The organism is Streptomyces sp. Ag109_G2-15, from assembly GCF_900215565.1.
GTDB lineage: Bacteria > Actinomycetota > Actinomycetes > Streptomycetales > Streptomycetaceae > Streptomyces > Streptomyces diastatochromogenes.
In genome coordinates this window covers 817,281-828,550 of sequence record NZ_OCNI01000002.1, presented here as the reverse complement: position 1 = coordinate 828,550, position 11,270 = coordinate 817,281, and the positions used below count along the sequence as shown (strand labels likewise).

The 11,270-nt window shown below is 71.9% G+C and carries 9 protein-coding genes; 3 read left to right on the top strand and 6 right to left on the bottom strand.

The features are described from left to right. Positions 1-59: 59 nt before the first annotated feature. Together CRP49_RS40195 and CRP49_RS40190 are read left to right on the top strand one after the other, a co-directional pair. Entirely contained in the window at positions 60-389 is a 330-nt protein-coding gene (locus tag CRP49_RS40195) for a helix-turn-helix transcriptional regulator (RefSeq protein WP_097258316.1), read from the top strand. Between the two features lie 28 nt (positions 390-417). Beyond that, on the top strand, positions 418-945 hold the full coding sequence (locus CRP49_RS40190; RefSeq protein WP_097258315.1) for an SRPBCC family protein: 528 nt from the start codon (positions 418-420) through the stop codon (positions 943-945). Positions 946-948: 3 nt separating this feature from the next. Here the strand turns inward: CRP49_RS40190 and CRP49_RS40185 are convergent, their stop codons facing one another. From CRP49_RS40185 to CRP49_RS40160, 6 genes are all read right to left on the bottom strand, one after another. Beyond that, positions 949-2,571: an FAD-dependent monooxygenase gene (locus tag CRP49_RS40185; protein WP_097258314.1), complete on the bottom strand. Its 1,623-nt coding sequence runs from the start codon at positions 2,569-2,571 to the stop codon at positions 949-951. A gap of 82 nt (positions 2,572-2,653) precedes the next feature. Beyond that, positions 2,654-5,470, bottom strand: coding sequence for an NHLP bacteriocin export ABC transporter permease/ATPase subunit (locus tag CRP49_RS40180; protein WP_097258313.1), 2,817 nt, complete (start codon positions 5,468-5,470; stop codon positions 2,654-2,656). A 1-nt stretch (position 5,471) separates the two neighbouring features. Continuing rightward, positions 5,472-7,697, bottom strand: coding sequence for an NHLP family bacteriocin export ABC transporter peptidase/permease/ATPase subunit (locus CRP49_RS40175; RefSeq protein WP_097258312.1), 2,226 nt, complete (start codon positions 7,695-7,697; stop codon positions 5,472-5,474). Next, positions 7,694-8,500 (bottom strand): HlyD family efflux transporter periplasmic adaptor subunit, encoded by an 807-nt coding sequence (locus CRP49_RS40170; RefSeq protein WP_097258311.1) that lies wholly within the window; start codon positions 8,498-8,500, stop codon positions 7,694-7,696. The genes CRP49_RS40175 and CRP49_RS40170 overlap by 4 nt, the downstream gene beginning before the upstream one ends. A gap of 136 nt (positions 8,501-8,636) precedes the next feature. Continuing rightward, positions 8,637-8,852, bottom strand: coding sequence for a type A2 lantipeptide (locus CRP49_RS40165; RefSeq protein ID WP_097258310.1), 216 nt, complete (start codon positions 8,850-8,852; stop codon positions 8,637-8,639). Positions 8,853-9,303: 451 nt separating this feature from the next. Further along, complete coding sequence (locus tag CRP49_RS40160; RefSeq protein ID WP_097258309.1) at positions 9,304-9,717, bottom strand: PaaI family thioesterase; 414 nt, start codon at positions 9,715-9,717, stop codon at positions 9,304-9,306. A 198-nt stretch (positions 9,718-9,915) separates the two neighbouring features. Here CRP49_RS40160 and CRP49_RS40155 point away from each other — a divergent pair, with 198 nt between their 5' ends. Then, positions 9,916-11,199 carry a S1 family peptidase gene (locus CRP49_RS40155; protein WP_097258308.1) on the top strand — a complete coding sequence of 428 codons (1,284 nt, stop codon included), beginning with the start codon at positions 9,916-9,918 and terminating at the stop codon, positions 11,197-11,199. The last annotated feature ends 71 nt before the right edge of the window (positions 11,200-11,270 follow it).

The window sequence follows — 11,270 nt, the reverse complement described above, 5'->3', positions numbered from 1 at the left end:
CGGGGGCCATCACCGTACATTCCTTGACTGGAATATAACTGCATAGGCATATTGGTCCCATGTCCGACGCCGCGCTCTGGACCGCTCTCGCCGACCCCCACCGGCGGGCCATCGTCGCTCTGCTCCTGGAGCGGCCCCGGCCCGTCGGGGAGATCGTGGAGGCATGCGGGCTGAGCCAGCCGAGCACGTCCAAGCATCTGAAGGTGCTGCGGGAGGCGGGTCTGGTGCGGGTCAGGCAGGACGCGCAGCGCCGCGTCTACGCCCTCGACCCGGCCCCGATCGCCGCCCTCGACGCCTGGCTGGCGCCGTACCGCAGGCTGTGGAACAGCAGCCTCGACGCGCTGGGCCGCCGCCTCGACGCGACGGGCGAGACGCCGGACGACACCTGAGACCCCTCATCGCGAAGGACCGAGCACCATGTCCGTCGACCTCACCGGCACCTTTCTGACGCTCGACGACGGCCGCCCCGCCGTCCGCTTCAGCCGCACCTACGACCACCCCGTCGACCGCGTCTGGCACTTCGTGACCGACCCGGACGAACTCGCCGCGTGGTTCCCCTCCCGCGCCGAGATGGACCTGCGCCCCGGCGGCGCCATCCGGTTCAGCGGCGACCCCGACATGCCGGAGTCCACCGGCAGGGTGCTCGCCGTCGACCCGCCCCGCCACCTCTCCTTCGAGTGGGGCGGCGACGAACTCCACTTCGACCTGGAGGAGGCCGGCGAAGGACGCACGCGGTTCACCCTCACCAACGTTCTCGTCGCCGAGAACACCGCCGCCCGCAACGGCGCCGGCTGGGAGGTCTGCCTCGCCGCCCTGGACGCCAGGGCCCGCGGGGAGCGCTTCGAGGGGCCCCATGCCGGGGCGAGTGCGCCCTGGAAGGAGTTCTACGACGGCTACATCGGGGCCGGAGTGCCCTCGGGCGCGCCGGTGCCGGGCCTGGACTGACCCTCAGGCGGCGAACACCCGGGTGAGGGCTGCGGAGAGCGGCCCCTGGGCGGCCGGTGAGACCCGGGCGCCGAGATAGCCGTCCGGGCGTACGAGGAACGCGTCGCTCCCGCCGGTCCCGTACCGCTCGCGGAACTCGCCCCGGCTGTCGCGCAGCACCGGCAGGGGCAGGGGGCCCGCGTCCACGCCTTCCGGCAGCACGCAGTAGCAGGTCAGTTGGCCGTGTGCGACACCGCGCGCGGTGTCGGCCAGCTCCTCGAAACCCTTGGTTTCGTCGGCGGAGTCCGCGTGGAGCAGCAGGACGTGGTCGCGTTCGCGCAGCACGTCGTACAGGCGCAGCGGGAAGGTCGCGAGAGGGTCCAGCAGGCCGCCGCAGTCCGGTGCGCGCTCGCCCGCGGCAGGACCGGGACCGGCGGCCGGGCCCGGCTCGACGAGCGGACTGTCCGGGTAGGCGATGAGCAACTGCGCCTCCCGCAGTCCCACGGTCACAGGATCGTCCGGGTCGGCCTGAATGCCCTGCGTCGCGTGCCGCAGGGTGCGTCCCACCACTTCCTCCCCGACCGGCCTGCGCTCGGTGTCGTAGCTCGCCGGCAGCTCGGGGTGGGCGACGCCCCGCGTCGCGAGGGCCAGCTTCCAGCCCAGGTTGTAGGCGTCCTGGATCCCGGTGTTCATGCCCTGGGCGCCGGTCGGCGGATGGATGTGCGCGGCGTCGCCGGCCACGAAGACCCGGCCCTCGCCGTAGCGGTCCACGATGCGGTGGCTGATCCGGAACACCGACGACCAGCGCATCGCCGACGCGGTCGTCGGCCGCGGGGACAGCCGGTCCAGGACCGCCTGGACGTGCTCCAGGCGCGGGGCGCGCTCGGTCTCCAGGCCGTGGGCGACCGCGTCTTTCGCCTCGGGCCGGTCCCGCGGCGAGAGTTCCGGCGGGACCAGCATGGACATGCGGTAGCGGCACCGGCCGGGCAGCGGGATGCACACGAGCAGGTCGTCCACGTCACCGTCGGGAGTGTGGTGCATCGAGCGCACCGTCCAGCCCGGTGCCAGGTCCCAGTCCACCTCCACGTCCGCCAGCATGTACTCCTCCGGCAGCGCGCCGCCCTCGAAGGAGAGTCCCAGCGTCTTGCGCACGACGCTGTGTGCGCCGTCGCAGCCGACCAGGAAGAGCGAGCGAACCTCCTGCTCCGCGCCGGCCGTGGTGCGCAGCCGGCTGGTGACGCCGTCGGCGTCCTGGACGAAGGACAGCAACTCCGTGCCGCGCTCGATGCTTCCGCCGAAGCGGGCGAGATGCTCTTCGAGGATGCGCTCGGTCTCGTACTGCGGCAGGGCCGCGAACCCGTACGGCACCTCGGGCGGCAGCGCCATGTCGATGCGGGCCTCTTCGGTGCCGTTGACGTAGACCAGCTGGCCGCGCAGCGGGATCGCCGCGTCCAGGGCCGCGCGGGCCACGCCCGTCCGGTCCCAGACCTCCAGCGTCCGCGGCTGGATCCCCACCGCCCTGGCGTACGGCAACCGCTCCGGAAGCCTGTCGACAAGCCGGCAGGTGACACCCCGCCTGCTCAGTTCGAGGGCGGCGGTCAGGCCGACCGGACCCGCTCCGGCGATCAGCACCTCGGTGTCCGTCATGGGCGTCTCCCGCGCTCGCCCCCAGGATCCATGGTCGCCCGAGGGAACCAGCGCGGCGACCCGGCCGGCGGCGCCGGACGCCCTACGCCAACTGCCTGCGCACCAACTCGTGCAGGCGCCCGGTGGTGTCCGCGAGGAGCTGGGCGGGCGGGCCCTGCTGGATGACCTTGCCGTCCTCCATCACGACGACCCGGTCCGCGTCCAGCACCGTGGACAGGCGGTGGGCGATGACGATGCGGCTGGCGTTGAGCTTGCGGGTGCTCTCGATGACGATGCGCTGGGTGTCGTTGTCGAGGGCACTGGTCGCCTCGTCGAAGAACAGGATGCGCGGGCGCCGGATCAGCGCCTGGGCGATCATCAGACGCTGCCGCTGTCCGCCCGAGATCGCGCCGTTGCCCGCGACGATCGTGTGCAGGCCCATCGGCATGCGCTTGATGTCCTCCGCCAGACCCGCCATCTCGGCCGCCGCCATCGCCTCCTCCGGCGTGTACGGCTCGGTGCCGCAGATGACGTCCAGGATCGAGCCGGTGAACGGCTGCGCGTGCTGGAGCACCACCCCGCACTGCCGGCGCACCGCCGACTGGTCGAGGGCCGCCAGGTCCTGGCCGTCGTACAGGACGCTGCCCGAGACCGGCTTGTCGAAGCCGATGAGCAGGCGCAGCAGCGTGGACTTGCCGCAGCCGCTGGGCCCGACGATCGCCACGAACTCGCCCGGGCGGACGGCGAAGGAGACGTCGTCCAGGACGAGCGGGCCGTCGTCGGCGTACCGGAAGGACAGCCGACGGGCCTCCACCGCGCCGGACAGCGGTCCCGGCCGGGTGCTCGCCGTGCGCACCTCGGGCGTGGCGTCAAGGACCGGCCTGATCTCCTCGAACAGCGGCAGCGCGGCCACCGCCGAGACGAAGGAACCCGTGAGCTGGGTGACCGAGGTCAGCACCATCGTCACCGCCGTGTTGAAGGTGAGGAACGCCGCCGCCGACATCGCGCCCCTGGCCGGACCGGCCAGCAGCATGAACATCAGCAGCGTGCACACCGGCAGATACACCGCGCCCAGCACGGAGGTCAGGTTCTTGATCCGGCCGACCTTCTGCTGGAGTTCCCGGCTGCGCGCGAACTCCCCGGCCCAGGCGGCGTACGCGTAGTTCTCCGCCGCCGCCACCCGCAGCTTGGGCAGGCCGCGCAGCGTCTGGAACGCCTGGTTGTTCAGCTTGTTCCCGAGCGTCACGAGCCGGCGCTGCCAGCGCACCTGCCACAGCCCGAGCCCCAGGAACACGGCCGCGATGACGACGAGCATGCCGATCGCCGCCATGGCCATCGGCACGCTGTACCAGAACAGCAGCCCCAGGTTCATCGCACCGACCGTCACCGACTGCGCGACCACCGGGCCGACGCCCGCCAGCAGCCGCCGGATCGCGCTGATGCCCATGGCGGCACTGGCGAGTTCACCGGTGGACCGCTGCGTGAAGAACCGGGTCGGGAGCCTGAGCAGCCGGTCCCAGACGGCCGGCTGGAGCGCCGATTCGATACGGCCCTCCAGACGCAGGATCGTCAGGTTCTCCAGCAGCGTGAACGCGGCCGCCACGACACCGCTGATCATCACCGCCAGACAGACCTGGACGATCAGACCTGTCTGCGCCTTGGGCACGTACTCGCCGAGCACCTTGCCCGTGGCGATCGGCACCAGCGCGCCGATCGCCACCGTCACCAGCCCGGCCAGCATCAGGTTCAGCACGTCGCCGCGGGTGCCGCGCAGGCTGAACCGCAGCAGCCCGAGCGGACTGAGCCGCCGCTCGGGCAGCGGCCGGTAGAACATCACCGCGCGCGGCTCGAACTCCTCCGCGTTCGCCTTCTCGATCGGAGTCTCGCGTCCGGTGCCCGGGTGCACGGCCACATAGCCGCCGCGCCGCCACAGCAGCGCGACCGGCGCCCCGGACAGCGCCCGGTGCCCGACCAGCGGGCCCACGTTCTCCCGCCACCAGCGCCCGTCCAGACGTACGGCACGGGTGCGCACCCGGGAGGCCAGGGCCACCCGCTCGACCGGGTCGAGGCGTTCGCTCTCGGTGCCGCTCTGCGCGGGCCCGGCCAGGGTGATCCCGGCCGCCTCGGCGACGAGCCTGCAGGCCGCATGGCTGGCGTCGGCGTCCGCGGCCGTCGTACGGCGGGCCGAACGCTTGCCGATGGAGGCCAGCAGGGTCTGGTCGGCCTGGGCGCGGACCGCCTCACCGGCCTTGATCCCGGCGGCCGTCCGCGTCTCGTGGGTCCGCTCCAGCTGCTCGATCCACCGGTCCAGCGCGGTCAGCAGCCGGTACTGCTGGTCGACCATGCTCTGCCACAGCGCCGGGTCCATCAGCAGGTCGGCGGCGGCCTCCGCGCCGTACAGGGAGCCGTACTGCACGCTGCCCGGCGGCACCTGCATCCAGAACACGTCGTCGTCCGCCGGGGCGGCGGACCGCTCCTCGGCCATCGGCGCCTGGAAGAGCACGGACAGGCCGCGGCCGACGCCCAGCGCGACCGCGTACTCCAGCGGGCTCGACGCCGGGGGTACGTACTGCGGGTTGCCGTACTCGTCGTACGACCAGGTCTGGGTGTTGGCCGGCTGGTACAGCTCGCGCAGGTTGATCCGGTGCACCACGCAGTCCCGCGCCGGGCGCGCCACCAGGGTGTGCTGGGGCCCGGCGACCGGGCCGAGCAGCAGCGCGCCCGCCTCCAGGCGGCCGAGGTGGTGCCAGTGGCCCTGCTGCGCGGCGTCCACCGCGAACAGGTCCAGCGCGCCGGCCGCGACCAGCCACAGCACCTGCGGGCCTTCCAGGTCCAGCCGGTTGAAGCCCGCGCAGTCGATGCGCGTGCCCATGGACCCCAGCGCACCGAGCACCAGGTCGCCTTCGCCGACGGTCGTCATCTCACCGCTCCCTGACCAGCGCGGCGTACGCGCCTCCGTGCGCCACCAGCTCCTCGTGCCGCCCGCGCTCCACGACCGCGCCGTGCTGCAGCACCACGATCTCGTCGCTGTCCCGGACGGTGCTCAGCCGGTGGGCGATCACCACACAGGCGCAGCCGCGCCGGCGCAGGTTGTCCATCACGACCAGCTCGGTCTCCGCGTCCAGCGCGCTGGTCACCTCGTCCAGCACGAGGATGCTGGGCCGCCGCACCAGCGCCCGGGCGATCTCCAGGCGCTGGCGCTGCCCGCCGGAGAAGTTCCGGCCGTCCTGCTCCACCTTGCTGTGGACGCCGCCGGGGCGGCGCATCACCACGTCGTACAGGGCCGCGTCCCGCAGCGCCTCCACCACGGCCTCGTCCGGGATCGACGGGTCCCACAGGGCCACGTTGTCGCGGACCGAGCCCTCGAAGAGGAACACGTCCTGGTCCACGAAGGAGACCGAGGAGGCGAGCGCGCCGCGCGGGATGTCCTCCAGCCGGCGGCCGTCGATGCGGATCACGCCGTCCCAGGGCGTGTACAGGCCCGAGATCAGCCTGGAGACCGTCGACTTGCCGCTGCCCGAGCCGCCCACCAGCGCCACCTGCTGCCCCGGGCCCACGGTCAGGTCGAACCCGGTCAGCAGCGGCTTGTCCAGCGGGCTGTAGCCGAAGGTCACGTTCTCCAGCTCGACGTGCCCGTGCAGCCGGCGTGTCGATTCGCTGCCGCCGGGGCGGGCGTAGAGCGGGTCGGCCTGGAAGTTCTCCACGTCCTTGAGCCGGGCCACGTCGGCCGCGAAGTCCTGGATGCGGCCCGCCACGCCGTTGAGCCGGGTGAGCGGCGCGGTGAAGCGGGCGACCAGTGCCTGGAAGGCGACCAGCAGACCGACCGAGATGTGCCCCTCGACCGCCCGCATCCCGCCGATCCACAGGATCAGCGCGCTGTTGAGCGTGGCGAGCGTCGGTGCGACCACCCCGAGCCAGGCGCTCGGCACGCCGAGCCGCTGCTGCTCCTCCAGCGTGGTGGCGTGCTGCCCGGCCCACTTGCGGAAGTAGCCGTCCTCGCCGCCGGTCGCCTTCATCGTCTCGATCAGCTGCAGACCGGTGTACGACGTGTTGGTGAGCCGTGCGGTGTCCGCGCGCAGCTTCGCCGTCCGCGTCGCCCGCAGCCGTATGACCAGCCGCATCGCCACCACGTTCAGCAGGGCCACGCCGATGCCGACGAACGTCAGCTGCGGGTCGTAGGTGTAGAGCAGCACGGCGTACAGCACGACCACGATCGCGTCCACGCCCGCCGCCGCCAGGTCGCGGGCCAGGGTCTCGGCGACCTGGTCGTTGGACTGCAGCCGCTGCACCAGGTCGGCCGGGGAGCGCTGCGCGAAGAACGTCACCGGCAGCCGCAGCAGATGGCGCAGGAAGCGCGCGCTGGAGAGGGTGGAGGAGATGATCCGGCCGTGCAGCAGGTTGGCCTGCTGGAGCCAGGTCAGCACCAGGGTGAGCAGCACACAGGTGGCCATCGAGGCGAACAGCACGCCCAGCAGCGAGGTCTGGCCGCCGATGAGGAACATGTCGATGTAGGTACGGCTGAGCGCGGGTACGGCCGCGCCGACCGCGACCAGCAGGAGGCTGGCGAGTACGGCGGCCGGCAGGGTTCCGGCCGTGCCGCGCAGCCGGGCCGGCATCGCGCCGAGCACGCCCGGCCTGCGCCCGCCCTTGGTGAAGCCGTCGCCCGGCTCCATCACCAGCACGACACCGGTGAAGCTGCCGTCGAACTCCTCCATGGGCACGAACCGGCGGCCCTTCGCGGGGTCGTTGATGTACACCCCGCGCCGGCCGAAGCGGCGGCCCATGCCGTCGTAGACGACGTAGTGGTTGAACTCCCAGAAGAGGATGGCCGGTGCCGTCACCTCGGCGAGGGCGGCCAGGTCCATCTGCATGCCCTTGGCGGTCAGGCCGTAGCTGCGGGCCGCCTTCAGCAGGTTGCTGGCGCGCGAGCCGTCGCGGGAGACACCGCAGGCGATGCGCAGCTCCTCGAGCGGGACGTGCCGGCCGTAGTGGCCGAGCACCATGGCGAGGGAGGCGGCACCGCACTCGACGGCCTCCATCTGGAGCACGGTCGGGGTACGGACCGTGCCGCCACGGGGCTTGGGGACCGGGCGCCGGGCCGGGGCGGCCCGTCTGCGGCTGCCGCGGGTTTCCTGGGTGGTGCTCACGGCAGCAGCCAATCGACGGGACGCTGGTCGGCCAGCCGGATCGAACCGGAGGCGAGGGTCATGGAGTCGAGCTTGTACGGCGGCCCGTCCGCGGAGGACCACTGGTAGCCGCTCTTCGTGCCGGACGACGTGTCGAGCGCGACCAGCACCGCCACCGGGCGGCCCTTCTTCGTGAACTGCTCGCCGAGCTGGCTGTCGCCGAGGAACGCGGCGATCGACTGGGCTGACTGGGCGGTCCGGTCCACGGACTTCACGTGCCCGCGCAGGACGCCGTACCGCTGGGTCGGCACCGAGGACACGGTGAGGTCCACGGAGGCGTGCGCCGGGATGGCGGCGGCGCTCTCGGCGGGGACGTACACGGTGGCGTACAGCGGGTCGGAGGCGTGGGCGGCCTTCTCGACGGCGGCCACGTTGGTGCCGGTCTGGATGATCTGGCCGATGGTGGCGGCGAGCGCCGTGACGCGGCCCGCGGCGACCGTGCGGACCACCGAGTCGCCCTGACCCGTGCGCACCTTGAGGACGGGGGCGTTCGCGGGCAGCCGTTCGCCCTGCTGGGCGAGTACGGCCGTGACCTGGCCGGCCACGGGGCTCTGCAGCAGATAGCTGCCCTGACCGTGGGTCAGGATGGCCTGCGCGCTGACCGTGGAGGTGACCGAACCGGTCACCGCCCACACGGAGGCCGCCGCCATGACGACGACGGTGACGCCGAGCGCGAGCCAGCCCTGGGGACGGGCCAGCCGCACCGGAAGGTCCAGCTCCTCCGGCGACTGGAGCTTGGCGAGGGCCTGTTGGCGGAACTGCACGGAACTTCCCTCACCCGTGGAGAGACATCGTTACGACCTGCTTCGGGCGCCCTGGGGCGCCTTGGGACGCCTTCGGGCACCCGAGAGTCCCGGAGCCGTGGGACGGCTCCGGGACTTCGGTGACACCGCGGTGCGGTCAGAGACCGGCGACCAGGTTGGTGATCGGGGCCACGTTCAGGCCGGTGACACCCTCGACGGTGCCGACGACCGTGTCCACCGCGCCGGAAACCGGGGCAACGCCGTTGACGGCGCCGGTCACGGTGTTCAGGGCGTTCACGGAAAGGCCGCCGGAGACGTTGTCCAGCTCGGCGTCCGAGATCTCGACGGTCTCAACCTGGGGGGTGGAGTTCATGGTGGAACTTCCCTTCGTATGGATATTTCACAAGGGGGAGCGGCCCCCTCTGGGGACAGACGACGGCCGCGACCGCGGGTGCCGGAACGCCCGTCTCCGGGAGCCCGGGGGACCCCCGCGGTGCGATGGATCAAAGCACGCACGCGGGCCGCGCTTCCAATCAACCAGGGCTCTCACCAGCGCACTTGGCCCGCGCCGAGCCCCAAGCGTGCAGGTGTGCGCACGGCTTGTCGGCGACTCCTTCACATGCCGCGCGGCATCGGCGCAACCCGGCCCTTGCGGCCGCGCGGGCGAATCCGGCACTCCGCACCAAAGGTGTGACCGGGGGTAAGCGGTTGTGCAGATCCGCCGACTCCGGTGACTTGGTTGAGTATTCGATGTGCAGATTCCCTGAAGCAGGGATTCCGGTACGTGATCGGAACGGACCGCTACCGATCAGTGGCTGAGCGTGTCAGCCCATCAGTGCGTAGACCGTGTTCGCGCGCGCCGCGAGCGCGCCCGATGCGGCGTCACTCAACGTGATGTCAGCGAACGCCATCCGCCGGCCCAGTTTGGTCAGGACCGCTTCGATCAGGACATCCGAACCGGTCACCGCCCGCTGGAACGACGTCGACTGCTGCACGGTCGTCATCGGCACGAAGCCGCCCCGCGCGGCCGAGACCGCGATCACCGTCGCCGTGTCGGCGGCCGCCATCAGCGCCTGCCCCGACAGCCCGCCGCCCTCCCGGGCCAGCCGCTCCGACCAGGGCAGACGCAGGATCGCGCGGTCCTCGCCCACGGCCTCGACGCACAGCCCCAGGTCGAGCACCCAGGGGGCGAAGTTGGCGGAGAGGATCTTGTCGGCTTCGGCGGTGGTCATCGTCATATGGGGGATTCTTCCCGGCCGTGCGGGGCGACACGCGGAGCGTGGCCGATTCGCCTCCAGGGGGCGGAAGTTGGCGAACGGAATTGAACGCACCGCATGACCCGCCCGTACCTACAGCCATCCAGGCGCCCCCGATCAACTGCCCGACAGCGGCAGACCCCCGTCCCCAGGAGGTCGAGAAGTTTGAGTCACAAGCGAATGCCCAAGCGCAAGGCAGCGATAGCGGTGGGCGGTGTCGCGGCGCTCGGAGCGGCGGCTCTCCTGCTGCCCAACGCCAATGCGTCACAGGACAAGAACGATGCCGCGGGCGCCGCCGGCACCGCGAAGACCCTGAAGGCCTCGGCTGCCTCGGATCTCTCCGCGCAGTTGCAGAAGCTGCTCGGTGACGCGCTGGCTGGGTCCTACTACGACAGCGGCAAGCAGCAGCTGGTCGTCAACGTGGTCAGCGGCGACAACAACATCGTCCAGCAGGCGCAGAAGGCCGGCGCGGTCGTCCGCCAGGTGGAGAACAGCACCTCCGAACTCAAGGCCGCCGCACGGACGCTGAAGACCAAGGCGACCATCCCGGGCACCGCCTGGGCCGTGGACCCGCGCACCAACAAGGTCGTGGTCACCGCCGACTCCAGCGTCACCGGCGCCAAGTGGAACCGGCTCCAGTCGACCGTGCAGAGCCTCGGCTCCGGCATGGCGAGCCTGAAGAAGTCCGCCGGCACCTTCAAGACCTTCGTGTCGGGCGGCGACGCCATCTTCTCCCAGGTGCAGGGCGGCAACGTGCGCTGCTCCCTCGGCTTCAACGTCAAGGCGTCCGACGGCAGCCCGGCCTTCCTGACGGCCGGTCACTGCGGGGTTGCCGCCAAGGACTGGTCCGACTCCCAGAACGGCCAGCCCATTGCCACCGTGGACCAGGCCACCTTCCCGGGCAACGACTTCTCGCTCGTGAAGTACAACGACGCCACCACCCAGGCGCCCAGCGACGTCAACGTCGGCAATGGCCAGACCGTCCAGATCACCCAGGCCGCGGACGCCACCGTCGGCGAGACCGTGTTCCGGATGGGCTCCACCACCGGGCTGCACAACGGCCAGGTGACCGGCCTCGACGCCACCGTCAACTTCCAGAGCGAGACCGACCCGAACGGCGTCGACACCGTCAACGGCCTCATCCAGACCAACGTCTGCGCCGAGCCCGGCGACAGCGGCGGCTCCCTGTTCACCCAGGACGGCGGCGCGGTCGGCCTGACCTCCGGCGGCAGCGGCGACTGCACCAGCGGCGGCGAGACCTTCTTCCAGCCGGTCACCGCGGCCCTCCAGGCCACCGGCGCCACCCTCGGCGACGGCGGCGGCGCGGGCGACCAGGCGGGTGCCGGTGCCGGTGACCAGGCGGGCGCGGGCGACCAGTCCGGCACCGGCGACGGCACAGGCACCGCAGACCAGTCCGGCGAGGGCACGGGCGACGGGTCGTCGTCCCTGACCGGGAGCCACTAGCCCTTCGTTCAGCGGGACACCTAGGGGTCTCGCGCTGGGATCGGGCGGGTTGTCCCGCGCCGGGATCGGCA